Source organism: Tamaricihabitans halophyticus, assembly GCF_004340875.1.
GTDB lineage: Bacteria > Actinomycetota > Actinomycetes > Mycobacteriales > Pseudonocardiaceae > Tamaricihabitans > Tamaricihabitans halophyticus.
Genome location: NZ_SLXQ01000005.1, coordinates 92,641 through 117,955 on the forward strand (window position 1 = coordinate 92,641; position 25,315 = coordinate 117,955).

A 25,315-nucleotide genomic window follows, 5' to 3' on the forward strand; every position below is an offset into this window, starting at 1 on the left:
GCGAGCCGGGTGCCCCGCCAGCGACAAGATGTATCGCCAGCGCGGCGTCGAGCTGACATTCTGTTCACGGAGGTGAGTGATGTATCCGACAGTTTCGGATGTACTTGCCCTGCCCGTGGTCCAGGACGGCAAACCCACCGTGGTCGCCGGGGCCGTTCGGCTGACCAACCGGGTGCGCTGGGTGCATGTTGCCGAGGTGGCTGATCTGGCGCATCTGCTTCGCGGCAATGAACTGGTGCTAACCACCGGGATCGCGCTGCCGGACGACGACGGCGGGCTGGCCCGGTATGTCGACGAACTCGCCAAGGTCGGCGCGGCGGGGGTGGTCGTCGAGCTGCTGCGGCACTGGAGTGAGCAGCTGCCCGAGGCGTTGGTCGCCGCCGCGCAGCGCCACCAGCTGCCGTTGATCACGCTGGCAAGGGAGACCAGGTTCGTCTCGGTGACCGAAGCCGTGGCCGAGCAGATCGTGGCCGCCCAGGTCGCCGAACTGCGCGCGGCTGAGGAGATCCACCAGACCTTCACCGCGCTGACCGTGGCTGGTGCGCAACCCGCCGAGGTACTGCGCGAGGTCGCGCAGGCCGCTGGCCTGCCGGTCGTCCTGGAAACCCTGGCGCATGAGGTGCTTGCCTACGATATGGCTGGGCAGCGCCCGACCGAACTCCTTGCCGACTGGGCCACCCGATCCCGCGCGGTGCGGCTGGCGGACACCTTGCCAGGAGCGCGATCCGGCGGGCGGACCGGTTACGACCCGCACCATGGCTGGTTGGTGACCGTGGTCGGGGCGCGCGGGCACGATTGGGGCCGGCTGGTCCTGCATTGCCCCGCGGAACCATCGCCGAGCCAGGTGGTGTTGATCGAGCGGGCGGCTTCCGCGCTCGCCGTACACCGGTTGCTGACCAGGGACGCGGAGAGCCTTGAACGGCATGCGCACCGCACCCTGCTCACCGAGATCCTTGCCGGGGCAGCGCCGGACGTGAGCGCGCGTTCGGCCGCGCTCGGGGTGCCGCTGGACAACCGGGAGCTGCTCGGCCTCGCGGTCCGGCCGAGCACCGCGACGCCGCCGGCGTCGATGACCGCGCTGGCCACCCAGGAAGTGTTGCGGGATCTGGCCGAGGCGACCGCGCTCGCCGTCCGGGACGCGCGGGTCAGCGCGCTGGTCGCGGTGGTGGATGACACCAGCGTGCGAGCGCTGCTCTCGTTGACTCCACAAGCCGACGGGGAAGCCGTGCTCACCCGGCTGGCCGACCGGATTCACCAGGCCGCGGCGAACGCGCCGCAGCGGATACCCGTGGTGGTTGGGGCCGGCACGACCGTTGCTGATCCGGCTGATGCCCGCCGGAGCCTGACCGAGGCTGATCAGGTAGCCGGCGCCGCGCTGCGGGATGGCCCGCCGGCCGTGCGCGGCTACTACCGGCTGGCCGATGTTCGGTTACGTGGCCTGCTCCAGCTGTTACGCGGCGATGAACGGCTGAGTGCCTTCGCGGCGCGGGAGCTCGGCGCACTCCGGGAGCGGGACGCGAAATACGGCGGGCGGCTGGTGGAGATCCTGCGGCACTTCTGCGAATGCGGCGGCAACAAGTCGGCGGCCGCGGCAGCCGCGCATATGTCCCGTACCGCGTACTACCAGCAGCTGGCTAGGGTGGAGCAGGTTCTTGGCGTATCCCTTGAAGATCCAGAGTCAGTACTTTCACTGCATGTGGCGCTGCTCGCCACGGAAACCGTCGACGCGCAATAGACAGTGTGTGCGCAAGCTGGCCGAACAGTGCGCAGTATGCCGCTCGTCCAGCGTTGGCCGCGGGACCAGGATTTCCCAATGAGAAGCAGGGTGCTCCGTCGAACTGTCCGCCAGATGGCGGATTGCTGAGGGGCGACGATGTCCGCGCCGGAAACCTCCCAAGTGTCGCATCCGGACGGTCGGGTAGAGCTGTCCGAGCCAACCGCGTTGACTGGACGGTTCGCCAATCCGGAACTCGTCCCGGTACCGATCGCCAAGCGAAAGTGGACCACCTACAACTACTTCGCGCTGTGGATGGGGATGGCGCACAACATTCCCAGCTATCTGCTTGCCTCCGGGCTGATCGCGATCGGGATGAACTGGTTGCAGGCCTTCATGACGATCACGCTAGCCAACCTCATCGTGCTCGTCCCGATGTTGCTGAACAGCCACGCCGGCACCAAGTACGGTATTCCCTTCCCGGTATTCGCCAGGGCCTTCTACGGGGTGCGTGGCGCGAACTTCGCGGCACTGCTGCGCGCGTTCATCGGCTGCGCCTGGTTCGGCATCCAGACCTGGGTTGGCGGGCAGGCGGTCTACGTAATCGTCGGCAAGTTCGCCGGCGACTGGTGGACGGACGCGGCGCGGATCTTCGGGCAGCCCTGGTCCATCTGGCTCGGCTTCCTGCTGTTCTGGGGATTCCAGATGGCGATCATCTGGCGCGGGATCGAGGCGGTTCGCCGGTTCGAGAACTGGACCGCGCCGCTGGTGACCGTTGGGTTCCTGTTGCTGCTTGGCTATGTGCTGATCAAGGCCGGCGGGTTCGGGCCGATTTTCTCGCAACCTTCGCAGCTCGGCTGGGGTGCGGACTTCTGGAAGGTTTTCGCGCCCTCGCTGATGGGCATGATCGCGTTCTGGGCGACGCTGTCGTTGAACATGCCGGACTTCACCCGGTTCTCGTCCAGCCAGCGCAGGCAGGTGTGGGGACAGGTACTCGGGTTGCCGACCACCATGTCCTTCATGGCGATCGTGTCCATCATGATCACCTCGGGCGGCATCGTGCTCTACGGCGAGGCGATCTGGGATCCGGTCGAGCTGGCCAGCCGGTTCGATTCGGCCGTGGTGGTCGTGCTGGCATTGCTCGGCCTCGGCTTGGCCACGGTTTCGGCCAACCTCGCGGCGAACGTGGTGAGCCCTTCGTATGACTTCTCGAACGCGTTCCCGCGCCGGATCAGCTTCCGGGTCGGTGGTCTGATCACCGGGGTGATCGGCATCGTCATCATGCCGTGGCGGTTGATCGCCGACCCGAATATCTACATCTTCGCCTGGCTGAACTTCTACGGTGGTGTGCTCGCCGCGGTGGCCGGCGTGCTGATCGCCGGCTACTGGTTGCGGGCGAGGGCACGATTGGCGCTTGCCGAGCTGTATCGCGAGCGGGGCAGGTACTGGTTCCGGGGTGGCTGGAACTGGCGCGCGCTGGTGGCCACGGTCATCGGCGCGGTGTTCGCGGTCGGCGGGGCTTACGGTGGGCCGTTCCCCGAGGACGGGCTGATCCCGTTGCTCAAGATGTTCTACGACTACAGCTGGGTCGCCGGATTCTTCGCGGCGATGCTGACGTATCTCGCGCTTTCCGTGTTCGGCTCCGCGGCGCGGGTGCCGAGCGAGTATGCCGGAACCGATGGTGAAAACCGATGAAGGAGGAGTACTGGTGTCGAACATCGTGCGGGCCGGCCTGGTTCAGCAGCGCTGGACCGGTGACAAGGACTCGATGATCGAGAACTCGGTGCAGGCGATCGCCAGCGCCGCCTCGCAGGGCGCGCAGGTCGTCTGCCTGCAGGAGTTGTTCTATGGTCCGTATTTCTGCCAGGTGCAGGATGTGGACTACTACTCCTACACCGAACCGATCCCGGATGGCCCGACAACGCAACTGCTGTGCGAGGTGGCGCGGCGGCACCACATCGTGATCGTCGCGCCGATGTATGAGGAGGAACAGCCGGGTATCTACTACAACACCGCGGCGGTGATCGACGCGGACGGCACCTATCTCGGTAAGTACCGGAAGAACCATTTGCCGCATCTACCGGGGTTCTGGGAGAAGTTCTACTTCCGGCCCGGCAATACCGGATACCCGATATTTGATACCGCGGTCGGGCGGATCGGCGTGTATATCTGCTATGACCGGCACTTCCCGGAAGGCTGGCGGGCACTCGGGTTGGCCGGGGCGAAGATCGTGTTCAACCCGTCGGCAACCAGCAGGGGACTTTCCGCCTACCTGTGGCGTCTTGAGCAGCCAGCAGCGGCGGTTGCCAACGAGTACTACGTGGGCGCGATCAACCGGGTAGGTAAGGAACCGTTGGGCGACAACGACTTCTATGGCCAGACCTACTTCGTGGACCCGCGTGGGCAGCTGGTCGGGGATGCCGCCTCGGATACCGAAGAGGAGGTCGTGGTGCGTGATCTCGATCTGGACAAGCTCACCGAGGTGCGCAATACCTGGGCCTTCTACCGGGATCGCCGGCCGGACAGCTATGGGCCGCTGGTCGAACCGTAAGGGCGCGGCCGAACCTGGGGTAGGCAAGACAGCGGAAACGGACGCGGAGAGGAGCTGTGCATGAGCATCGTCATCAAAAACGGCACGGTGTTGAGCTCAACCGGGGCGAGTGCGGCCGATGTGCTGATCGAGGGCGAACGGGTCGCCGCCCTCGCGATGCCCGGTGGGCTCGCCGAACAGTGGTCGGCCCATGCCGAGCGGGTGATCGACGCGACCGGCAAGTACGTGCTGCCCGGCGGGATCGACGCGCATACGCATATGGAGATGCCCTTCGGTGGCACCAACGCATCCGACACTTTCGAAACGGGTACCACCGCGGCAGCCTGGGGTGGCACCACGACGATCATCGACTTCGCCAAGCAGGAAAAGGGCAGCTCCTTACTGTCGACGTTGGATTCCTGGCAGCAGAAGGCGGACGGGAACTGCGCGATCGACTACGCGTTCCACATGATCGTTTCGGACGTCAACGAGACCACCCTGAAGGAGATGCGCACCTGTGTCGATTCGGGCGTGAACAGTTTCAAGATGTTCATGGCCTACCCCGGCGCGCTGTACTCGACGGACGGCGAGATTCTGCTCGCGATGCAGCAGGCGACCGAAACCGGCTCGATGATCATGATGCACGCGGAGAACGGCATAGCGATCGACGAGCTGGCGAAGCAGGCGGTGAACTCCGGGCGAACCGAACCGGTGCAGCACGGTTTCACCCGGCCACCGGAACTCGAGGGCGAGGCGACCCACCGGGCGATTTCCCTTGCACAGGTCACCAAAGCGCCACTCTACATTGTGCACCTGTCCGCGGCACAGGCGTTGGCCGAGGTCGCGAGCGCGCGCAATGACGGGCAGAACGTGTTCGCCGAAACCTGCCCGCAGTACCTCTATCTGTCCGTTGAGGACTTGGCGAAGCCTGGTTTTGAGGGAGCCAAGTACGTGGCTTCGCCGCCGCTGCGGGATAAATCGCACCAGCCCGATCTGTGGCGCGGGCTGCGCACGAACGACCTGTCCGTCGTGTCCACCGACCACTGTCCATTCTGTTACGTGGAGCAGAAGGAGCTGGGCCGAGCTGACTTCCGGCTCATCCCGAACGGGATGCCCGGGGTAGAGCATCGGATGGATCTGTTGCACCAGGGCGTGGTTGCCGGGGAGATCTCGCTGGCGCGCTGGGTGGAGCTCACCTCAACCACGCCGGCGCGGATGTTCGGGCTCTATCCGCGCAAGGGCGTGATCGCGCCAGGCGCGGACGCGGACATCGTGGTCTACGACCCGCAGGCGCGGCAGACGCTGTCCGCGGCGACCCATCACATGAACGTGGACTACTCGGCGTATGAAGGCTTCGCGCTTACCGGGCAGGCGGAGACCGTGCTGTCCAGGGGCAGGGTGCTGGTGGACGCTGGTGAGTTTCACGGAGCGCCGGGCCATGGCCGGTTCCTGGAACGCGAGCTGTGCCAGTACCTGAACTGACCGCGCGGGAATGACGGGGTGAACACAATGGATCTTGGACTGGTGTTGCAGACCGACCCGCCGGCGCGGGAGGTCGTCCGGCTGATGCAACAGGCGGAGGACAACGGATTCGACTACGGCTGGACGTTCGATTCCTGCGTGCTGTGGCAGGAACCGTTCGTGATCTACTCGCAGATCCTCGCCGCGACGTCGCGGCTGGTTGTCGGTCCGATGGTGACGAACCCGAGTACTCGGGACTGGTCGGTGACCGCATCGCTGTTCGCGACGCTGAACGATATGTTCGGCAACCGCACGGTATGTGGCATCGGCAGGGGCGACTCGGCTCGCCGGGTGATCGGGAAACCGCCGGCTTCGCTGCGCACTCTCGGCGAGGCGATGCGGGTGATCAAGGAACTGGCTGAGGGACGAGAAGTCGATCAGGCAGATGGCGCGATCCGGCTGCCCTGGGTGCGTAATGGTCGCCTGGAGATCTGGATGGCGGGATACGGGCCGAAGGCTTTGCGGATGGTTGGCGAGCAGGCTGACGGGTTCATCCTGCAGACAGCCGATCCGGCGATCGCGCGCTGGACGGTAGGCGAGGTGCGGGAGGCCGCGCGGGCGGCTGGCCGGGACCCTGGCGGGATCACCATTTGCGTGGCCGCGCCCGCCTATGTCGGCACGGATCTCGCGCACCAGCGTGATCAGCTGCGCTGGTTCGGCGGGATGGTCGGCAACCACGTCGCGGACCTGGTGGAGCGCTACGGCGAATCCGGTGCGGTGCCGCACGAGTTGACTGACTACATAGCTGGCCGGCAAGGCTACGACTATGCGCATCACGGGCGCGCGGGCAATCCGGACACCGATTTCGTGCCGGACGCGATCGTGGACCGGTTCTGTCTGCTCGGTCCGGCAAGCGCGCATCGGGATCAGCTCGCCGAGCTGCGGGAGATCGGTGTGCACCAGTTCGCGCTCTACCTGATGCACGATCAGCGGGAGGAAACGCTGCGCAGCTACGGGAAGGAGATCGCGGGGCAGGTGTGACGCGGTTACCCGGGTTACTCACGAAGCGGCGCGGTGGCGAACTGGGCAACCGCGTCCTGGAAGGCGATGCGCGCGGTGAAGCCGAGTAGTTTGTCGGCGCGCGCTGGATCGGCGACGATATGCCGAACGTCGGCCGGCCGTGCCCCACCGACGATCCGGGGTTCCGGCCCGCCGATCGCCTTCGCGAGCGCGGCGGCGAACTCGCCGACCGTATGGGATTGCCCCGAGCAGATGTTCACCGCGGTAAGCGCGCCAGCAGTGTCCTCTGGCGCGTCCAGCGCGTTCAGTGCGGCGAGGTTGGCCCTGGCTACATCGTGCACGTGGACGAAATCGCGCCGCTGCGCGCCGTCCTCGAGCACGGTGGGAGCCGCCCCGCTTTCGAGCGCGCTCCGGAACAGCGCGGCGACCCCGGCGTAGGGCGTATCGCGGGGCATCCGCGGACCGTAGACGTTGTGGTAGCGCAACGCCCAACAGCTGCCGCCGGTCTGGCGCGCCCAGGCGGCCGCAAGGTGCTCTTGGGCGAGCTTGCTGGCCGCATAGGTGCTTCGCGGGTCAACCGGTGCGTCCTCGGGGACCAGCAGCCAGCCCAGCTGGGCGCCGCAGTGCGGGCAGGGTGGATCGAACCTGCCCTCGGCGATATCGGACTGTCGCCGGTGCGCTGGAGTGACGATCCCATGCTCGGCGCAGCGATAGCGACCGTCGCCGTAGACCACCATCGAGGAGGCCAACACGAGCCGGTGCACCCCGGCGCGGTACATCTCGGCCAGCAGCACGCCGGTGCCGTGGTCGTTGGCCAGGGTGTAGTCGGGCGTATCGGCTGGCGAGACGCCATGCCCGACCATCGCGGCCTGATGACACACCACATCCACCCCGGCCAGGAGCTCGCGTAGCGCGCTGGCATCGGTGAGTCGAGCCCGGACCACCTCGTGTGTTGCGAGGTAATCCGGGACCGCGCTGCTCCGGTGCGCGGCCGGATGGAGGCTGTCCAGCACGATGGCCTCGTGGCCCTCCGCCACGAGTTGATCCACGATATGTGACCCGATGAACCCGGCGCCGCCGGTGACCAGAACTCGCACCTGAGCGACGGTAGCTTCGGAGAACGGCCGGTTGGCCGCTCTCCGACAAGACGTCAGCGAATCGTCAGAACTCGCCGTGAATCCGTCCGGGTAGCCCGCTACGGTTAGCGCTATGGAACGCAGCGCGCAACGGCTCGGACGTGCATTGGTCGTAATCGTGGATGACCGGGTAACGCATTCGGAGCATGAGGACACCACCGGTCCGCTGGTCACCGAGTTGTTGGAGGAAGCCGGCTTCATCGTGGATGGCACGGTCGTCGCCTCGGGCGAGACGGTGGATATCCGCAACGCGCTGAATACAGCCGTGATCGGGGGCGTCGACCTGGTGGTGACGGTCGGCGGCACCGGAGTCTCACCCCGCGATGTGACCCCAGAGGCAACCCTGGGCGTACTCGACCAGCAGATCCCCGGAATCGCCGAGGCGATCCGATCCTCCGGCCTCGCCGCGGGCGCGGTGGACGCCGGGGTGTCTCGTGGTCTGGTCGGTATCTCCGGAAGCACCCTGGTCGTCAACCTGGCGCGGTCCAGGATGGCCGTGCGGGATGGCATGGCCACGCTGTCCGCGCTGGTTCCGCATGTGATCGAGGAGCTGTCCGGGCTGGCCCAGAACTGAGCCGGCCAGAACTGAACTGGCCTAGAACTGAACTGGAGCTGGCCTAGAACGGAGCAGGACGTACCGTGAGCGAACCGGATGAGCAGCCCACTGTCGACCGGGCCAGGGCCGCCGCACGGGCGGAACTCGACAAGGTGTTCGGCGAGGTGCTGCCGCAGGCTAGCTCGGACGAGCGGGCGCCGGAGCCGGCCGAGAGCAACCCGGACGCCTGGTACCTGGACAACCGGCCACCGCACCACGATCGCTGATCACGGATTTGCCCGACCAGGGCCGGTACCGCCGCTCAGCGGTTGTTCTGCTGGCGTAGCAGATCGCGAATCTCGGTAAGCAGCTCCACATCGGTTGGTTCGGCTGGTTCTTCCTCCTTTCCGCGCTTGCTGCGTGCCATGATCTTCTGCACTGGGACCACGATCGCGAAGTAGACCACCGCCGCGATGATCAGGAAGTTCAGCGCCGCGGTGATGATCGCGCCAAAGTCGATCACGGTCTTGTCGTTCTCATCGATCAACTGGACCGCGAGGCCATTCACGTTCGTCCCGCCGAGCGCAGCGATCATGGGGTTGATCAGGTTGTCCACGATCGCCGTGACGATTGCGGTGAACGCCGTACCGATGATCACGGCAACGGCAAGGTCAAGCACGTTTCCGCGGGTCAGGAATTCTTTGAAACCTTTGAACACGTCCAGCTCCTCGACTCGGTAAGAATTGAGCTATCGGAGCGTAACCGTGACGGCTCGCGTGAGCGATGCACCCGCTACCTGAGTCGCCGTCTTGTCAGGTAGCGCCAGGATGGCAAGTGTTCCCTCTTGAGCCGCCCCCTCGGCGTGGTCATCACGATCGGTGATCACAGTCAGCACGGTGGCGTCCCGCGCGAGTGGGTCCGCGGCACCGGCGTGCTCCTGGGTGGTTACCAGGTCGACCCGCATCCCGGGGCGCAGCAGCTCGGCCACCCCGGAATCGGCGAGCCGCACGGGTACCGCGGTCGTGTCCGCGGCGGCTGTTCCCGTGGTCAGCGCGGTGTTCGCTGGACCAATGAGCCGCGCGTCGGTAATTGGTTCGCCAGCCCGCGCCGCACTGGTCAGCGTTTGGCCAAGGGCTGCTTCCGAGTTCGTGAGCGCGCCGGTCGGATGCGCGTCCACCGGTAACTCGGCCATTCGGATATCGGCGGGACGAAGCGCGCTGCCCGGCGCCAGGTCCCGCGCCGCGACCAGCAGTGGCTCGCCCGCTTCGCCGGTTGCCGGTGGTGGCCGCACCGCCAGGGCGCCGGCGAGCAGCAGCAGGGCGATGGCGACGATCTTGCGAATAAGCGCGATACGTGCCGGGCGGGGCCAGCCGCGCTGCTTGCGGAACGCCCTGACCAATCGATCGGGCAAGGATGTGCGCGGTGTTTGGCTGTTCATGAAAACCCCCGGATAGCTGGTCCGGGCCGCGGTGGCGACCCAGAACCGAAGCTAACCGGGGGATGTGGACTCACCTAGCGGAATCCGCCTACTTGTGGACAATCTGGGTGATTGTGGACAAGTAGGCTCGGGCTCCGGCTGGAACGTCAGTCCTGCTTAGGAGGCCGCGCTGGCGGCTTTTCCGGATGAGGAGGAGCTTGACGAGGACGAGCTGGTGCTGGTCGTCGACCCCGAACTGGTACTCGAGCTGCTGGTGCCCTTGCTTTCCCCGCCGGAGTTGCCATTCGAGGAGGAACCGGACTCCGACTTCGCTGAGCTGTCAGCCTTGTCCGAGCTCTCCGTGCCGCTGGTCTTCTCGGAGCTGTCCGACTTGGCTGAGGTATCGCCGTTGTTCGAGGAGCGCGAGTCGTTCCGGTAGAAACCGCTGCCCTTGAAGATCACGCCTACCGAACCGTACAGCTTGCGCAGCGCTCCGGTGCATTCCGGGCACTCAGTCAACGAAGGGTCGCTGAAGGACTGGACCGTCTCGAATTGGTGGTCGCAGCTCTTGCAGGCGTACTGGTACGTGGGCACCTTGCGCTCCTCGCCGGGTTCTCCCGATCACGATTTGGCACTCACCATGTGAGAGTGCTAACTACGATGATGCGCTACGCGAACCTCCCGGCGCAAACCGCGATGCACGAACGGTGCCGCGCCGGTTCCCGCTAGCCAACCTTGATCAAGCCGCGACCAGGGGTAACCGCCCAATCCATGGTGACGTCGTGGGGCTCGGCAGGTAGCCGTGTGACCAATTCCTCGTCCCGCACGAGCACGATGAACACCGCATCGCTGCTCGCGAACCGCAGCGCCCGGTCATAGAAACCCTTGCCTTTGCCCAACCGAGTGCCGTTGCGGTCGACGGCGAGCGCGGGCACCAGCACCACCTCCGCGGCACCGAGTGCTTCCGTGCCGAGCCGCTCACCCGTCGGCTCAGCCAGCCCGAAAGCGCCGGTGGTCAGCGCGTCGGATCCGGTGTAGGCCACCCAGTCCAGCTGCTCACCCTGCACAACCGGCAGAAGCAAGCGTTTGCCAGCGGTCCGCAGCGCGTCCAACATCGCCACCGAGCCAGGTTCGTCGGGCATCGGGAGGTAGCAGCCAAGCGTCCGAGCCTCGGCGATCACATTGCTGTTGAGCAGCGTGTGGGTCAGTGTCGCGGCCTCGCTCGCCCACTGTTCGGCGGTCCGCGCCCGGCGCGCCGCGCGCAGTTGTTTCCGCCACTGCGGCTTGGTTGGGAACTCATTGCCGGGTTCAGCCACCCCACCACGTTAGGCTCGCATGCCATGAGCGTCCCGCACACCCCGTCGAACACCGCGTTCCAGACCGCGATCGTGCCCGCGGCTGGCCTGGGCACCCGGTTCCTGCCCACGACCAAGGCGGTGCCGAAAGAGCTGCTGCCCGTGGTCGATCGGCCGGCGATCGAACTTGTGGCCGACGAGGCCGCCAGAGCCGGCGCGAGCAAGCTGGTCATCGTGACCTCGAAGGAGAAGGCCTCGGTCGCGGAGTACTTCCAGCCCGCGCCTCGACTGGAAGAGACTCTGGCGAGCAAGGGCAAGGATGAGCTGTTGGCCAAGGTCCGCAAGGCGCCGGAGCTGATCAACGTGGAGATCGCGGAGCAGCACCAGGCGCTCGGGCTCGGACACGCGGTCGGCTGCGCCGAGGAAAACCTCGCGGACAGCGATTCGGCGGTCGCCGTACTACTGCCGGACGACCTGATCCTGCCGGTCGGGGTACTGGACCGGATGGCGAAGGTGCGCGCCGAACACGGTGGCAGCGTGCTGTGCGCCTTCGACATCCCGCGCGAGGAGATCTCCGCGTTCGGTGTTTTCGATGTGTCCGATACCGCGGAGGACGACGTCAAGCGGGTGCACGGGATGGTCGAGAAGCCGGCGGCTGCGGACGCGCCGTCGACGTTTGCCGCTGCCGGGCGGTATCTGCTCGACCGGGCTATCTTCGACGCGTTGCGGCGGATTACTCCGGGTTCCGGCGGTGAGTTGCAGTTGACCGATGCGGTCGCGCTGTTGATCGAGGAAGGTCATCCAGTGCATGTGGTGGTGCATCGGGAGCGGCGGCACGACCTCGGCAATCCCGGCGGCTTCCTGCGTGCGGCGGTGGACTTCGCGCTGAGGGATCCGGATTACGGCCCCGAGCTGCGAAGCTGGCTCGTCGAGCGGCTCGGGAGCGGCAATGAGGCTGAATAACCAGGCGGTCGGTCGGCCCATGGAGGCGCGATGAAATCGGTGAGCGCACAGTTGGCGCGAGCGCTGGACGCCGCAGTGCGCCCGGCGCCGGTGCGGGTGGCGATTTCCGAGGCACAGGGTTTGCTCTGTGCCGAGGAGATCGTGGCGGAGCGGGCATTGCCCGGGTTCGACCAGGCCGCGATCGACGGGTACGCGGTGCGCAGCGTGGATGTGCGCAACGCGGTAGCCGAGCCGGCGGTGCTACCGGTCGTCGGCGAGATCGCCGCGGGCTCGCGGCAGCCCCGAAGGCTGCAACCCGGCCAGGCGGTGCGGGTGGCAACCGGCGCGGCGCTGCCGACGCTGGCCGATGCCGTGGTCCCGCTCGACTTCACCGACCAGCAGCATGCCCGGGTGACCGTGCACCAGTCGGTGCCTTCGGCGGCTTATGTGCGGCGCACCGGCGAGGATGTGCAGACCGGTGATGTGGCGGTGCGGCGCGGTGACGTGATTGGTTCCGCGCAGGTGGGGCTACTCGCCGCGGTCGGCAGGGCGAAGGTGCTGGTATATCCGAAGCCACGGGTGTCGGTGGTTTCCGTCGGCGATGAGCTGGTCGATATCGACCGCACGCCGACCCAGGGACAGGTTTACGACGTGAACTCGTACGCGCTGGCCGCCGCCGCCCGCGATGCGGGCGCGGAGGTGACCAGGGTCGGGATCGTTGGCACCGATCCCCGCCGGCTCCGCGAGCTGGTCGAGGGCAGGCTGCTGATGTCCGAGATCGTGGTGGTCGCGGGCGGCGTTGGCGGGACGAGTGGCGCGGAGGTCTGCGCCGCACTTGCCGAGCTTGGTGAGATCGACACCGATCGGGTCGCGATGCATCCGGGGTCCGTCCAAGGCTTCGGGCGGCTGGGCCCGGATGCGGTGCCAACCTTTTTGGTGCCGGCGAATCCGATGAGTGCCCTTGTGGTGTTCGAGGTGCTGGTGCGCCCGCTGATCAGGGCGGCGCAGGGTAAGCGCAACCCGACCAGGCGAACGGTGACTGCACGGCTGCTTTCTCCGGTGTCCTCGGCGAAGGGACGTAAGGGTTATCTGCGTGGCCAGCTGCTCAGGGATGAGAACAACGGCGAGTACCTGGCGCAGCCGTTGGGCACCTCGGGGGCGCATCTGCTCGCCTCGCTGGCCGAGGCGAACTGTCTGATCTGTATCGATGAGGACGTGGTTGATATCGCCGCTGGCGAGGAGGTCGACGTTGCCTTCCTCGGTCAGCGCGGCTGACCGGCGCGACGTGGCGACGGACTACGCCGGCCGGCATCCTGGTTGGCCAGCGAAGCTGGGACCGCTCGTGGTGCCAGCCGGCACGGTCCAGCTGCGGCCACCGAGGTTGCTGGATGCCGCGGCGTGGAGCGCGATCCGGTTGCGGGATCGGGAGCATCTCGAGCAGTGGGAACCCACGGCGACCGGTAGCTGGGCGCAGCGCAACGGGTTCTGGGCTTGGCCACCACAGTGGACATCGCTACGCGCACTTGCTCGCCGTGGCCAGTCACTGCCTTTTGTGATCACTGTGGACGGTGTATTTGCCGGCCAGATCACCGTGGGCAATATCGTGCGGGCGGCGCTGCGTTCGGCGTGGATCGGCTACTGGGTGTCCAGTCAGCAGGTTGGTGGCGGGGTGGCGAGTGCGGCGGTTGCGCTGCTTGCCGATCACTGCTTCACGTTCGGCCAGTTGCATCGGCTGGAAGCGACCGTACGGCCAGGAAACGAGGCAAGTGTGCGGGTGCTGCGCAAGACGGGATTCCGGGAGGAAGGCCTGTTCCTGCGCTACCTGGATGTCGCGGGAGCGTGGCGGGATCACCTGTGTTTCGCGATTACCGAGGAAGAGCGCGGCGATGGCCTGGTCGCGCGGATGATCGCGCGGGGGCAGGCGCGGCTGCCCTGAGCGTTTGGTTGCCGTAAGCGGGCGGTAGCCGTGTGTAGGGGCGCCATGATCTTCGGCGCGCCTCCGCCCGACGTGTGACTGTTGTGGCTAGCGTGACGATTGCAGTACGTCGGCCAGGACGGTTTCCGCGGGAGGTGACGAGACATGCCGAGTTCGTTGATCATCGTTGGGCTAGTCGCGGCTTGGCTCGTCGTGCTGGTGCCGATGATCGCTCGCAAACGGCAGGAGATCGCCAAGACCGCCGAGGAGACAACGTCATCGCGCGTACTACGCAGCGTCGGCGTGCGGCGTGGGCGGCGAGAGGAGTTCGCGATGACCGGTTCGTCCGGTAACGCAACGGAACGGGATTTCGAGGCCGACCTCGATGACAGCCGAGCCGGCTATGCAGACGACGAGTACCGGGATCGCGCGGACGATGATGCGTTCGCGGAGGAGTACGCGGAGCCGGTCGAGGATGTGCAGCGCGACGATCATGATGAGTACCGCGACTACGACGAGTATCGCGAGGACGACGTTGACTACGTCGATGAGTACGCGGTGGACGAGCGGTCCTATCCGGCGAGCAGGGGGCGGGAGTGCACCGCTGCCGTAGCCGATGAGGATTACGTCGAGGACCACTACGCGGCCTCTGACGATGACGATCGCGGCGCCGAGGATTATGCCCCGGAGTACTACACGGACGAGCCGGGCGAGTGGGCCCCAGAGGAGAGGTTCCCAGAGGAGAGGTTCCCAGAGGAGAGGTTCCCAGACGAATGGGACACCGAGGAGCGGGCTACCGAGCCTCGGGCCGAGGACTGGGTCGACGACGATCGCGCCACGGAGGACTGGGCCACCGAGGACTGGGGTGCCCAGGACGAGTGGGCGAAAGCCGAGCCGGCAGCCGAGGAGTATGCGGAGGCGCCACGGGCGCGTACGTACCGGCCGGGTAGGGGTGGATTCGACCCGGAGGCGGCGGCGCTAGCGGCGAAGGCCAAGTACCGCTTCCGTCAGCGGGTCGTGCTGATCATGCTGATCGCCGCCGTTGTTTCGGCGGTCGCCGCGCTGATCACCGTTCCGCTGGTGTGGTGGGCACACGGCGCGATCGATGCGGTGCTGATCGGTTACTTGGTCTACCTGCGCCGGCAGGTGCGGTTGGAGGAAGACGTACGGCAGCGGCGGCTGGCCAGGATGGAACGCGCGCGTCGGATGGCGGCGGCACGCCGGGCTGAGGCTCCGGAGCAGGCGGACCGTGCTGGCGGCGTCGAGGACGAGGCTGTGGCGGAGGAACCGGCCGAGTTGCGTCGGCGCCCCACGCCGCGACCGAGTGCGCCGCGTGCACCGGCACCGCTGCCCGGCACGGTCGTCCTTGAGCTGGACGATGAGGACCCGGCGTTCAATGAGCTGGACGATCCGTCCGCGCAGCCATTCCGGCGCGCGGTCGGGGAGTGATCAACTAGGGGCCCTGTGCGGGCGTCCGAAAGGGCTTGTTATGCTTTGCAAGCACTTTCCGGGGCTGTAGCGCAGTTGGTAGCGCGTCTCGTTCGCATCGAGAAGGTCAGGGGTTCGATTCCCCTCAGCTCCACGTGTGTCGGTGGCGGGTACTCGCAAAGGGTGCCCGCCATTTTGCGTTCCGCTGTGGCTTGCGAGCGGCCGGCTCCGTTGAAGGCAGTTGTTAGGCGGACAGGCTGCATTGTTCTGGTCCCGTGTCGCTGCTGCTGAGTCGATACGACGTCCTCGTGGTCGATGAGCCGACCATCGACTGGGCGTAGCAGTTGATGAATTGCCACGACGGCGACTGATCTTGCCCGTCCCGACCAATGCCGTCACCACGATCGCGTGGTTTCGCACCTAGGTGTTTCGCCCTTTCAGTGGTGTAACAGAAGTCGAATGGCATGCGAATCTATACGGCTCGCCAGCATGGTGAGCCTTGGATCACGAGGTGAATGCAGGCTGGAGACAAGTCTGTTGGAGGGGCGACATGCTGGGCGACGGACGACGCGTTGAGCTGCTACAAAGAAAGGCTGCGGAGTGGGCACGGGATCTGATCGACCTGGACCATCGCAACACTCTGCTCAACTTCAAGAACACTAAAACCACGAGCCTCGACCTGACGTCCTGCAACCCGGCGGAGTTGAGCAGTTTGGCAGCAGGACGGAAGACGAGCCTGCGATCGCTGTTCGGCACCCAGGATGATTATCAGGATGCCTGCGTTCGTGCTCGGAATCTGCACCGCCGGATCGCCATGTTTCGGGACGAACAAGGCGTGGAGATCGGCAGGCTAGCCTACGGCCTGTTGCGAACCCAGCCGCCGAAGTCCGGTACGCGTCCCGTGCTGTCACTACGCGCGCCGCTGTTGCTGCGTTCGATCGTCCTTCATCCGAAGACGGCGGCCGAGAGCGACTTCGCTCTGCAGGCCGGTACGGAGATCGAATTGAACCAGGTACTGCTGCACGGTTTGCAGCGTGAATACGGCGCCGAGCTGGACGCTGACGAGGTCACCGCAAAAGTGACTCAGCTGGTGGACGGCCTGGTTGACGTCAGCGAGCAGGTCGAGCAGGTGTACCAGGAGCTGGCTCCTCTGGTCAGCCGGCTGGGTATCGACGTCGAGTTGGAACAGGCCATCGTCGTCGGCCTGTTCAACTACCAGAAGTTGCCAATGGTGCAGGACCTCCAAGCCGCCACCGATCTGCTTGCCGGGCACGACTTGATCGCGGCGCTGGCTGGTGACCAGCGCGCGGTCGAGGACGTCCGTGCCGTTGCTGCCGGTTTCGTGGAACCGGACGTCGGTCAGATCAAGCCGGAGAACGAGTTCCTGGTGGCTGACGCGGACTCGTCCCAGCATGCTGCGATCGATACCGCCCTCGCCGGCCAGCATCTGATGATCGAGGGACCACCGGGAACGGGCAAGAGCCAGACGATCGCGAACATTATCGCGGGTGCGGCTGCGCAGGGGTTACGCGTGCTGTTTGTCGCGGAGAAAAGGGCGGCGATCGAGGCGGTCACGCAGCGCCTGGGTGAGGTCGGGCTAGCGGAGCTCGTGCTCGATCTGCACCAGAGCAAGATCGACAAGAAGCACATCGCCGAACAGCTCAACGAGAGTTTGTCGAAGGTTACGACCGAAGGCGTCGTCGATGCTGCCGAGGTGCATCGCAGGCTGGCCGACTGTCGGACCAAACTGGACGAACACGTGCACGAGCTACACGAACTTCGTCAGCCGTGGGGGCTGAGCGCGTTCGCTGTGTGGAATGAACTGATCGAGCTTGACGACCATCACCGGACCTCGTGCGCGTTCCGGGGCGAGCAGCTCCGTGCCCTGGATGGGCACGTCGTAGCCGAGGTTGAAGATGCCCTGCGGGAATTCATCGAACTGGGCGGCCTCCGTGTGCTGCGCCAGGAGACCCCGTGGTGGCAGGCCGAGGTACGCGAGGAAGACCTCGAGCGCGTCGTCGCCGAGTTGGACGACCTGGCCGGGAACATCCTCCACGACAGCACCGACCGGATGCACAGATTGGTCGCCCAGGCCGGGCTGCCGGTACCGGCCACCATCGCGAACTGGCAGGAGGTACTGGAGCTGCTTGATCAGGTGGCCACGAGCGTGCAGAACTTTGATCCGGATATTTTTGGCGACTCGCTCGACGCTCTGCACTACGCCACCGCGCCACGGCGGGTACGCGCCCAGTTCCCGCAGCAAGTGCCCTGGCGACAGCGCAGGGCACTGGTGAAACAGGCCAGGGTGCGATGCCGCCAGGACATCACCAAGAAACAGCGGCTGCACGAGGAGCTGAGTGCGGTAGTTAAGTTGCGTTATCTGTGGCAGAAACTGGCCGGCCCGCACTCCCGCCCGGCGCAGGTCGTCGGCCTGGCTGAGATGATGGCGGACTATCAGCGTCTCCGCAGGCAGCTGGCTGCGGTCGCATTGTCGGCGAAGCTAGAGCCGTTGGAGACTCGGCCGACCGTCCAGGTCTCGGCAACGCTGGAGAAGCTGGCCGCAGACAAGCAAACGTTGTACAAGCTGCCCGCCATCGCCAGGCTGCGGACACGGCTGAACAGCCTCGGCCTCGGTCGTTTCCTGGACGAAGTCGCTCGGCGTGACGCCGGCGCCGAGCAGGCTCGGCGAATGTTCCGGCACACCTGGCTCAGGTGTCTCGATGACCAGTTTCGGATCGACAGTCCCGCGCTGCGCTCTTTCACAGTCGAGCAGCAGAGCCGATTGACCGAGGAATTCCGGCGGCTTGATGTCGAACATCGGGAGATGGCGGCTCGACGAGTTAGGAGGAGGGTCGCGGTCGATGCACGAAAGGCACGCGACACCTTTCCCGACGAAAGAAAACTCCTGAAAGATCAGGCAAGCAAGCGGCGTGGCCACCTGCCACTGCGGAAACTTGTGGAAAGGGCCCCGAACGTCCTGCTGTCGTTGCGACCGTGCTGGGCGATGTCTCCACTGGTGGTGAGCCAGACGCTGCCCGCGACCACGCTGTTCGACATGGTGATCTTCGATGAGGCGAGCCAGATCAAGCCGCACGACGCGATCACCTCCATCATGCGTGGCAAGCGGCTCGTCGTGTCCGGAGACGAGAACCAACTGCCGCCTTCGAGCTGGTTCGATCGCCTGCTGGGTGGTGAAGACGACGACGAGGACGAGCAGTCCGACCTCGGCCACTACGAGTCCATCCTGACCTCACTGCGTCCGGTGATACCGCACAGTCGCCGGTTGCGCTGGCATTACCGCAGCGAGGATGAGCGGCTGATCGCGTTCTCTAACAAGGAAATCTACGACGGCGATTTGGTGACGTTCCCTGCAGCCGTACGCGAGAATCCGCTGCGTCTCGAGATCGTCGACGGGGTCTCCTCGCCAGGGCAAGGCGGCCTGCCTGCTGAGGAGGTCCACCGAGTGGTCGAGCTGACGCTCGCGCATGCCGAACAACGGCCAGACGAAAGCCTCGGGATAATTACCTTGGGGACCAAGCATCGCGATCGACTGGATCAGGCAATACGCCTGGCGCTGCGGGAACGTGCGGATGTGAACGATTTCTTCGCGGAGGACGCTGGTGCGACTCGACGGTTCTTCGTCAAGAACATCGAGACCGTGCAGGGCGACGAGCGGGACGCGATCATCCTTGCTGTCGGAGTGGCGAAACGAGCGAGCGGTGTGGTCGACCGGCGAGGGTTCGGCGCCCTCAACAGTGAGGGTGCCGAACGGCGACTGAACGTTGCCGTCACCCGGGCGAAGCGCAGGATGACGGTGGTGAGTTCTTTCCCTCCCGGCGCGCTGGCTCCCTCGGAGAACGTCAGCGGTACCGAGCTGCTGCGTCGGTATCTTGAAGTTGCGGCCGCCGACGGAGACCCTGCCAAAGTTGGGCGACTCACCGGTACGGAGTCGAACGCCTTCGAACGCGACATCGCCGATCGCTTGCAAGACAAGGGAATCATGGTGTATCCACAGTGGGGCGTGTCCGAATACCGGATCGACCTAGCGCTGGAGCATCCCGACGTGGCGGGTCAGATGGTGCTGGCCGTCGAAGCGGATGGGGACCGATACCACCGATCGATCAGTGCCAGGGACCGAGACCGGCTCCGGCAGGAACACCTAGAGCGGTTGGGCTGGCGGTTTCATCGAGTGTGGGCATCCGCCTGGTTCGCCGACCCGGAGGGGGAGACAGCTCGGATCGTGGCGGCATGGCGCAAGGCTGTAGCTGGTGTTCCGTTATGGGCCCCTCAGGCCGAACTGCCGAATCGACCAGCAGCGCGGGTGGACTTACATACCCCAGGGACGAGTCCGTTGGCTGAATCCGCGTCGCCGCCGATGCGGACCTCGGCCAGGCGAAACCCGCGCCCGGATGTGCCGTACGGATTGGGGATCAGCGGTTACTCCGACACCGAGCTGATCGGTTTGTGTCGTTGGTTGATCAGCGACGAGCTCCAGCTGGACCGTGATGAGCGCATCGGCCAGGCCATGGGCGAGCTGGGTTTTCAGAAGCGAGGCCGGAAGATTGTCGAGCGGCTGGGCCGTGCAGTGGAGATCGCGCAGCATCTGGCGGATGAGGAGGAGGGCTGATGTTCCCGCTGGATCCGCGCACGATCGAACGTCTGGCTGCGGTGATTGTGGACAGTGGAGGGCAGTATGAGCGCAAGGGGTGGGAGCTGGAACGCTTGCTCCGTGATGCCGGCTGGGCGGATCCACCTGAGTACGATCATTCGGCGAAAGTACCGTGGTTAGTCGACCAGATGTGGAGTCGGCGCGAGAACTGGGCCGATCTGGAACGGCTGCTGGCGCGAGCATGCGACCCGCTTGAGTACGACGATGGAATGGTCGCTGCCGAGGAGTTCCGGTTGGCGATCAACGAGAGGCTGGAACCGGAACAACTTGTGGTGACCTACGTCGGTGGGCGTCCAGCAGTGGGTGAGCTCGGTGCGGACGGTTCGACGGCAGTGTTCTCCGAACCGCCCGATTTAGAGCACCGACTCCGCCGGTTGATTGCCGACGAAACGACCGTTCGCGTCCTACTAAGGCGGATCGGCGAGACCCGAATCTGCGAGCAAGGCGGGGCACACACGATGGCCGTGATCGGAATCGGCAGTGTCGTGGAGGGAATGCTGCTGGCCTTGCTACAGGAACGGGATGAGCGGGTACGCGACCATCAGGAGTTCATCGATCGGGACGGCCGGACGGTCCGGGAGCGGCAGCCGCGGCTTGAGACCCTGATCGATACCGCACACGCCCGGGGTTGGATTCAGCTTGACGCGAAGAACTTTATCCATGCGGTGCGAAACTTCCGCAACTTCATCCATCCACGTAAGGAACTGGCCGAGCTGCCCGATTTCGACGCCGACAGTGTGAAACTGTGCTGGGCACCCGTGCATGCGGTACTGAACGACCTGGAAGAACGAATGGGCGGTCAGGTGTTGTGATGGGCGACCGATGAACCTCGGACACGACGTGATCCTGCGCGACCCATTCTTGCTGTGAGCAGGGGCAGCCACAGAATACGCTCGGCGTGGAGCCCGAGGAGCTCGCTCGTGCCCGACAGCGCCCTTTAAGGATGTTGCGGCGAGCGGGCGGGATGGTCGCTGTCGTCGGTAATCGTGCGGGTGCTGAGTAGCAGCATCGCGGCGAACGCGAGTACCGCGATCGCGGCGAAGAACCAGAATCCCCACGGGTAGGCGACTCCCGCGGTGACCAGTGCACCCGTGACAAACGGGCCGACGATCGAGCCGATCCGACCGACGGCCGAGGTGAGGCCGAGTGCGGTGCTCCTGGCCTCAGCGGGGAACGCCTTTGTCACGTACCCGAAGATCAGCACTTGCGCGGAGAACACGAACACCCCGGTCAGCAACACCAGGAGGTTCAGCAGCAGCCCGCTGCCGATCCGCACACTCAGCGCGGCCAGTAGGACTGCGGCGGCGGCGAACCAGGCGACCACGGTTGGTTTGATCCCGTGCCGGTCCGCGACCACCCCGGCCAGCAACAAACCAGCGATCGCGCCGATGTTGAGCACCAGCAGCAAGGTGATCGACGTGGAGATCGGGTAACCCGCGGAACGCATCAGTTCCGGCAGCCAGGTGTTCAGCCCGTAAACCAGCAGCAGCCCCATAAACGAGCCGATCCACACGACGATGCTGATCCGCCGGAACCGGCCGCCGAGCAGATCCTTCGGACCGACTCGCTCGGTGGCTGGCCGCTCCTTCGCGGCCAGGAACGCCGCTGATTCCGGGAGCTTCCACCACATCAGCGGCAACACCAGCAGTCCAGCGATACCACCGCCATAGAACAGCCACTGCCATTCGCCGCCGACCACGAGCGCCAGCACCGAGGTGAGCACCGCGCCGACGTGATAGCCGGTCATGGTGACGGTGCTCGCGCTCGCCCGGTAGCGCGCCGGCAAACTCTCCGCCATCATCGTCAGCGCCACCGGCATGCACGCGCCGAGCCCGAGCCCGGCGATGAACCGGAAAACCCCAAACATCGAGACGCTCGGCGCCACCGGCACCAGCAGGGTGAAAACCGAGAACAGCAGCACCGAACCGAGCAGCATGCCGCGCCTGCCGTACCGGTCGGAAAGCGGCCCAATGCCGGCCGCCCCGAAAGCCACCCCGACCAGTGACACCGTAGCCACCGCGGTCGCGCCGGCCGGAGTGAAACCGAGATGACCACTACCAAGTACCGTCGGGATCGTCGCACCAAGCGCGACCAGGTCGTAGCCCTCGAGTAACACGGTGAGCCAGCAGAGCACCGCGGTCCATGCCGCGCGGGTTGGAGACGTCGTCATTGCCGTACTCCTTCGGTCAGAACGGGTATTCGGCGATCTCCGGGCGAACGGTCAGCCACTGCGTTTCGGTGAATGCCTCGATATTGGCTTGCGCGCCACCAAACCGAGCTCCGTTGCCGGACTCCTTCAGCCCGCCGAACGGCACGGTCGGTTCGTCCGCGACGGTCTGGTCGTTGATATGCACCTTGCCCGAATGGACCCGGTCGGCCAGCGTCATCGCGACGCCCACGTCACCGAGAATCCCCACCGAGAGCCCGTATTCGGTGTCGTTCACGATCCGCACGGCCTCGTCGAGGTCGCGGTAGCCGAGCACCGGGGCGACCGGGCCAAAGATCTCCTCGCGCCACGCCGGGTTCGTTTCGTCTAGTCCACTGAGGACTGTCGGCGGGAAGTACGGCGGGTCTGGCTTGCCGCCCGCGACCGCGGTAGCGCCGGCCGCGATACCGCGGGACACCAATCTATCGACGTGCGCGAGCTGGGTGTCGTCGATGATCGGGCCGATCGCCACGTCGGCGCGGGCAGGGTTGCCGACCGGCAGTGCGCGCGCTTTCGTGGCGAGCGCCGCAACGTAGTCATCCAGCTGTGACTCGTGCACCAGGTGTCGGCCCGTGGTCATACAGATCTGCCCCTGGTGCAGGAACGAACCGAAGGCGCCAGCAGCGGCGGCTGCCGCGACATCGGCGCCGGGCAGCACCACCAGCGCGTTGTTACCGCCGAGCTCCAGATGCACCCGCTTGAGCGCGCCGGCGGCCGCCGCGCCGACTTTGCGCCCTGCGGACGTCGATCCGGTGAACGAGACCACGGATACCTCGGGTGCCTCGATCACCGCGGCGCCCACTTCGGCTTCGCCGGGCAGTAGCTGCAGCAATCCCGGCGGTAGGCCAGCTTCCTCGAACACCCGTACCAGCGTCACGCCGCCGGACACCGCGGTACGCGGATCCGGTTTCAGCAGTACCGCGTTACCAAGCGCGAGCGCGGGCGCCACCGAACGGATGGCCAGGATCAGCGGGAAGTTGAACGGCGCGATCACCGAAACCACCCCAGCCGGCAGCCTGCGGGCGAACGACCAGTGCGGCGCTTCGGTGCTCAGCACCTCGCCGCCCGGATGCGTCGGCAGCGCCGCTGCCTCGAAACAGATCCCAGCGGCCATGTCGGTTTCCAGAGCGGCCTTGGCCAGCACCGAACCAGCCTCGCGGATCAGCCAGTCCTCGAGCTCCGCGCGATGCGCGGTGCACAGCTCAGCGGCTTTGCGTAGTACCGCGGCGCGCGCGCTCGGTGCGGTCGCCGCCCACGCACGTTGCGCCTCGGCGGCGCGGCTGGCGGCCAGTGCGACGTCGTCCGCGCCGGCGAGGCCGATGCCGCCGAGGCGTTCACCGGTCGCGGGTTCGGTCACCGCACGGGTTCCGCCGGTGCCCGGGATCCAGCCGTCGCGGTAGATCCGGTCCTGCCATACGGTCTCGCCAAGCAGCGTCATCGGGTTACTCCGGGGTGGTGAGTTCGGTGTCGATCTGGATCAGCCGCGGCCCTTCGGCCGTCGCTTTCAGTGCGGTCCGCAGTTCCGCGTCGCCGGTGACCGAGGCGGCTGGAACGCCGTAGCCCTCGGCGATCCGGGTGAAGTCGATGCCGTCGATCTCGGTACCCGGAACGTCCGGGGTGCCGAGCAGATCACCGAACCAGCGCAGCGCGCCGTAACTGCCGTTGCGCAGGATCAGGAAGGTAACCGGCACCCGGTATCGCGCGGCGGTCCACAGCGCGGTGATCCCGTAGTTCGCCGAGCCGTCCCCGATCACCGCGAGCACCGGACGGTCCGGCCTGGCCATCGCCACGCCGATCGCGGCTGGCAGCCCGAACCCGAGCCCGCCAGCGGCGGGGAAGAAGTAAGAACCACCATGACGCAGATCCATCTGCCGCCACCAGGCCGCGTTCGTCGAGGTGGATTCCACAACGTAGGCCGTATCGCCGGGCTGGGTGTCGCGTAGCGCGGCGAACACCTGCTCCGGATGCAGCGCGTTCTTCCCCGCTGCCGGCTCCGGGCTTGACCCGAACGGCTCGCCGGATGCGGTACGGCGCGCGGGAATCCGGGTCAGCAGCGCGTCGATTACCACGCCCGGATCGGCGACTAGCGCCTCACCGACCGGCGCGCGGGCCGCCGCGCTCGCATCCTCGGTGACCTGCACGAGCGTGCTGCCTTCCGGCAGGTACCTGCCCGGCACGTGTTGGTGGTAGCGGAACACCGGCGCGCCGAGCACCAGGATCAGGTCATGCCCCGCGAGTTCGGCGGACAGCGGCCCGATACCTGCGGGCAGCACGCCGCGGAACAGCCGATGCCGGTTCGGGAACGGCAGTCGATGCGGGGAAGGGGCCACCCAGGTAGCCAGCGCAAGGTGCTCGGCGAGACGCACCGCTGCGTCGAACAGGCCGGCCGTGTCGATATCACCGCCGAACACCAGTGCCGGATTTCGGGCCGCCTCCACCCGCGCGGCAAGGTCGGCGAGCTGCACGGCATCGGGTGCTCGGCCCTGCCGGACCGTTCGGTCCACAGTGGGCAGTGTGGCCGGATCGAGCTCGGCGGCCCAATCGTCGTAGGGCACCGAAAGGTAACTGGGCCTTCTGTGCAGCTCAGCCTCAAAAACCGCCTGCGCCAAGGATCGCGGCACATCAGCCGCGCAGGTGGGCTCACCGGACCAGCCGACAAGCGGGCGCATCAACTCGGTTGCGCCGACATTGGCCAGCATCGCCTCCATGCCGATCGCCGAGCGCACCTGCTGGCCAGCGGTGAGCACCAAGGGGGAGCGGGCATACACCGCGTTGGTCAGCGCGCCCATCGCGTTCCCGGAACCGGCCGCCGCGTGCAGGTTGACCAGCACCGGCCGCCCCGTCGCCTGTGCGTAGCCGTCCGCCATACCCAGCACGACGCCTTCGTGTAGCCCGAGCACGTACCGGAAGGTGTCCGGCAGTTCGGCGAGAAACGGCAGTTCGTTCGAGCCAGGGTTGCCGAAGATCGTGGTCAGCTCGTTGCGCTCGAGAAATTCGTGCGCGATCCGGCGAACGGTTGGCATCCGTAGGCCCTCCCGTGATCGGTG

The 25,315-nt window shown here is 66.2% G+C and carries 21 protein-coding genes, 1 tRNA gene and 1 pseudogene; 15 read left to right on the forward strand and 8 right to left on the reverse strand.

The genetic code is table 11. From position 1 onward, the window contains the following. Window positions 1-79: 79 nt before the first annotated feature. The 5 genes from EV191_RS14020 to EV191_RS14040 all read left to right on the forward strand — a co-directional run bounded on the left by EV191_RS14020 (window position 80) and on the right by EV191_RS14040 (window position 6,746). Window positions 80-1,735, forward strand: coding sequence for a PucR family transcriptional regulator (locus EV191_RS14020; protein WP_132877486.1), 1,656 nt, complete (start codon window positions 80-82; stop codon window positions 1,733-1,735). 138 nt (window positions 1,736-1,873) lie between these two features. Beyond that, entirely contained in the window at window positions 1,874-3,409 is a 1,536-nt protein-coding gene (locus tag EV191_RS14025) for an NCS1 family nucleobase:cation symporter-1 (protein ID WP_132877487.1), read from the forward strand. Window positions 3,410-3,422: 13 nt separating this feature from the next. Next, on the forward strand, window positions 3,423-4,265 hold the full coding sequence (locus EV191_RS14030) for a nitrilase-related carbon-nitrogen hydrolase (RefSeq protein ID WP_165912953.1): 843 nt from the start codon (window positions 3,423-3,425) through the stop codon (window positions 4,263-4,265). Window positions 4,266-4,325: 60 nt separating this feature from the next. After that, the gene (gene hydA / locus EV191_RS14035; protein WP_132877488.1) at window positions 4,326-5,726 is read left to right on the forward strand and encodes a dihydropyrimidinase; all 1,401 of its coding nucleotides are present in this window, start codon (window positions 4,326-4,328) and stop codon (window positions 5,724-5,726) included. Between the two features lie 27 nt (window positions 5,727-5,753). After that, window positions 5,754-6,746, forward strand: a complete 993-nt coding sequence (locus tag EV191_RS14040) for a TIGR03842 family LLM class F420-dependent oxidoreductase (protein ID WP_132877489.1) — start codon at window positions 5,754-5,756, stop codon at window positions 6,744-6,746. A gap of 14 nt (window positions 6,747-6,760) precedes the next feature. On the opposite strand, the gene EV191_RS14045 is transcribed toward EV191_RS14040, so the two are convergent. Further along, window positions 6,761-7,822 (reverse strand): NAD-dependent epimerase/dehydratase family protein, encoded by a 1,062-nt coding sequence (locus EV191_RS14045; RefSeq protein ID WP_132877490.1) that lies wholly within the window; start codon window positions 7,820-7,822, stop codon window positions 6,761-6,763. 112 nt (window positions 7,823-7,934) lie between these two features. Here EV191_RS14045 and EV191_RS14050 point away from each other — a divergent pair, with 112 nt between their 5' ends. After that, window positions 7,935-8,435 carry a MogA/MoaB family molybdenum cofactor biosynthesis protein gene (locus EV191_RS14050; protein ID WP_132877491.1) on the forward strand — a complete coding sequence of 167 codons (501 nt, stop codon included), beginning with the start codon at window positions 7,935-7,937 and terminating at the stop codon, window positions 8,433-8,435. Window positions 8,436-8,500: 65 nt separating this feature from the next. Continuing rightward, on the forward strand, window positions 8,501-8,683 hold the full coding sequence (locus EV191_RS14055; protein WP_132877492.1) for a hypothetical protein: 183 nt from the start codon (window positions 8,501-8,503) through the stop codon (window positions 8,681-8,683). Between the two features lie 35 nt (window positions 8,684-8,718). Here EV191_RS14055 and mscL read toward each other — a convergent pair whose 3' ends face one another. Next, on the reverse strand, window positions 8,719-9,114 hold the full coding sequence (mscL, locus tag EV191_RS14060) for a large conductance mechanosensitive channel protein MscL (RefSeq protein ID WP_132877493.1): 396 nt from the start codon (window positions 9,112-9,114) through the stop codon (window positions 8,719-8,721). A 30-nt stretch (window positions 9,115-9,144) separates the two neighbouring features. Then, on the reverse strand, window positions 9,145-9,834 hold the full coding sequence (gene cpaB / locus EV191_RS14065) for a Flp pilus assembly protein CpaB (protein WP_132877494.1): 690 nt from the start codon (window positions 9,832-9,834) through the stop codon (window positions 9,145-9,147). 214 nt (window positions 9,835-10,048) lie between these two features. Between cpaB and EV191_RS30895 the strand changes: the two genes are divergently transcribed. Then, complete coding sequence (locus EV191_RS30895; protein ID WP_341539613.1) at window positions 10,049-10,252, forward strand: hypothetical protein; 204 nt, start codon at window positions 10,049-10,051, stop codon at window positions 10,250-10,252. A 14-nt stretch (window positions 10,253-10,266) separates the two neighbouring features. Here EV191_RS30895 and EV191_RS30900 read toward each other — a convergent pair. Further along, a pseudogene (locus tag EV191_RS30900) lies at window positions 10,267-10,407 on the reverse strand (FmdB family zinc ribbon protein); the annotation flags it as partial. A 131-nt stretch (window positions 10,408-10,538) separates the two neighbouring features. After that, a complete protein-coding gene (locus EV191_RS14075; protein ID WP_132877496.1) occupies window positions 10,539-11,129 on the reverse strand; it encodes a 5-formyltetrahydrofolate cyclo-ligase in 591 nt (196 codons plus the stop codon). 24 nt (window positions 11,130-11,153) lie between these two features. Between EV191_RS14075 and EV191_RS14080 the strand changes: the two genes are divergently transcribed. The 7 genes from EV191_RS14080 (at window position 11,154) to EV191_RS14110 (ending at window position 20,874) form a co-directional block, all read left to right on the forward strand. Further along, the gene (locus EV191_RS14080; RefSeq protein ID WP_132877497.1) at window positions 11,154-12,071 is read left to right on the forward strand and encodes a UTP--glucose-1-phosphate uridylyltransferase; all 918 of its coding nucleotides are present in this window, start codon (window positions 11,154-11,156) and stop codon (window positions 12,069-12,071) included. Between the two features lie 30 nt (window positions 12,072-12,101). Next, complete coding sequence (gene glp, locus EV191_RS14085) at window positions 12,102-13,325, forward strand: molybdotransferase-like divisome protein Glp (RefSeq protein WP_132877498.1); 1,224 nt, start codon at window positions 12,102-12,104, stop codon at window positions 13,323-13,325. Then, complete coding sequence (locus tag EV191_RS14090; protein ID WP_243658956.1) at window positions 13,300-13,986, forward strand: GNAT family N-acetyltransferase; 687 nt, start codon at window positions 13,300-13,302, stop codon at window positions 13,984-13,986. The genes glp and EV191_RS14090 overlap by 26 nt, the downstream gene beginning before the upstream one ends. 144 nt (window positions 13,987-14,130) lie before the next feature. Continuing rightward, window positions 14,131-15,414, forward strand: a complete 1,284-nt coding sequence (sepX, locus tag EV191_RS14095; protein ID WP_132877500.1) for a divisome protein SepX/GlpR — start codon at window positions 14,131-14,133, stop codon at window positions 15,412-15,414. Window positions 15,415-15,474: 60 nt separating this feature from the next. Next, window positions 15,475-15,547, forward strand: a tRNA-Ala gene (locus tag EV191_RS14100). 396 nt (window positions 15,548-15,943) lie between these two features. Then, window positions 15,944-20,020 (forward strand): AAA domain-containing protein, encoded by a 4,077-nt coding sequence (locus tag EV191_RS14105; protein ID WP_132877501.1) that lies wholly within the window; start codon window positions 15,944-15,946, stop codon window positions 20,018-20,020. Then, window positions 20,020-20,874, forward strand: a complete 855-nt coding sequence (locus tag EV191_RS14110; RefSeq protein WP_132877502.1) for a hypothetical protein — start codon at window positions 20,020-20,022, stop codon at window positions 20,872-20,874. The genes EV191_RS14105 and EV191_RS14110 overlap by 1 nt, the downstream gene beginning before the upstream one ends. A gap of 125 nt (window positions 20,875-20,999) precedes the next feature. On the opposite strand, the gene EV191_RS14115 is transcribed toward EV191_RS14110, so the two are convergent. The 3 genes from EV191_RS14115 to mdlC are packed head-to-tail and all read right to left on the reverse strand — an operon-like array spanning window position 21,000 to window position 25,291. Beyond that, a complete protein-coding gene (locus tag EV191_RS14115; RefSeq protein WP_132877503.1) occupies window positions 21,000-22,232 on the reverse strand; it encodes an MFS transporter in 1,233 nt (410 codons plus the stop codon). 16 nt (window positions 22,233-22,248) lie between these two features. Beyond that, window positions 22,249-23,706, reverse strand: coding sequence for an aldehyde dehydrogenase family protein (locus EV191_RS14120; protein ID WP_132877504.1), 1,458 nt, complete (start codon window positions 23,704-23,706; stop codon window positions 22,249-22,251). 4 nt (window positions 23,707-23,710) lie between these two features. Continuing rightward, window positions 23,711-25,291 carry a benzoylformate decarboxylase gene (mdlC, locus tag EV191_RS14125; protein WP_132877505.1) on the reverse strand — a complete coding sequence of 527 codons (1,581 nt, stop codon included), beginning with the start codon at window positions 25,289-25,291 and terminating at the stop codon, window positions 23,711-23,713. Window positions 25,292-25,315 lie beyond the last annotated feature (24 nt).

Excerpts from the sequence above, each read along its gene's own strand:
- EV191_RS14020 (WP_132877486.1), top strand. The coding sequence starts at position 80 with ATGTATCCGACAGTTTCGGATGTACTTGCCCTGCCCGTGGTCCAGGAC.
- EV191_RS14025 (WP_132877487.1), top strand. The coding sequence starts at position 1,874 with ATGTCCGCGCCGGAAACCTCCCAAGTGTCGCATCCGGACGGTCGGGTA.
- hydA (WP_132877488.1), top strand. The coding sequence starts at position 4,326 with ATGAGCATCGTCATCAAAAACGGCACGGTGTTGAGCTCAACCGGGGCG.
- EV191_RS14040 (WP_132877489.1), top strand. The coding sequence starts at position 5,754 with ATGGATCTTGGACTGGTGTTGCAGACCGACCCGCCGGCGCGGGAGGTC.
- EV191_RS14050 (WP_132877491.1), top strand. The coding sequence starts at position 7,935 with ATGGAACGCAGCGCGCAACGGCTCGGACGTGCATTGGTCGTAATCGTG.
- cpaB (WP_132877494.1), bottom strand. The coding sequence starts at position 9,834 with ATGAACAGCCAAACACCGCGCACATCCTTGCCCGATCGATTGGTCAGG.
- EV191_RS14080 (WP_132877497.1), top strand. The coding sequence starts at position 11,154 with ATGAGCGTCCCGCACACCCCGTCGAACACCGCGTTCCAGACCGCGATC.
- glp (WP_132877498.1), top strand. The coding sequence starts at position 12,102 with ATGAAATCGGTGAGCGCACAGTTGGCGCGAGCGCTGGACGCCGCAGTG.
- sepX (WP_132877500.1), top strand. The coding sequence starts at position 14,131 with ATGCCGAGTTCGTTGATCATCGTTGGGCTAGTCGCGGCTTGGCTCGTC.
- EV191_RS14105 (WP_132877501.1), top strand. The coding sequence starts at position 15,944 with ATGCTGGGCGACGGACGACGCGTTGAGCTGCTACAAAGAAAGGCTGCG.
- EV191_RS14110 (WP_132877502.1), top strand. The coding sequence starts at position 20,020 with ATGTTCCCGCTGGATCCGCGCACGATCGAACGTCTGGCTGCGGTGATT.
- EV191_RS14115 (WP_132877503.1), bottom strand. The coding sequence starts at position 22,232 with ATGACGACGTCTCCAACCCGCGCGGCATGGACCGCGGTGCTCTGCTGG.
- EV191_RS14120 (WP_132877504.1), bottom strand. The coding sequence starts at position 23,706 with ATGACGCTGCTTGGCGAGACCGTATGGCAGGACCGGATCTACCGCGAC.
- mdlC (WP_132877505.1), bottom strand. The coding sequence starts at position 25,291 with ATGCCAACCGTTCGCCGGATCGCGCACGAATTTCTCGAGCGCAACGAG.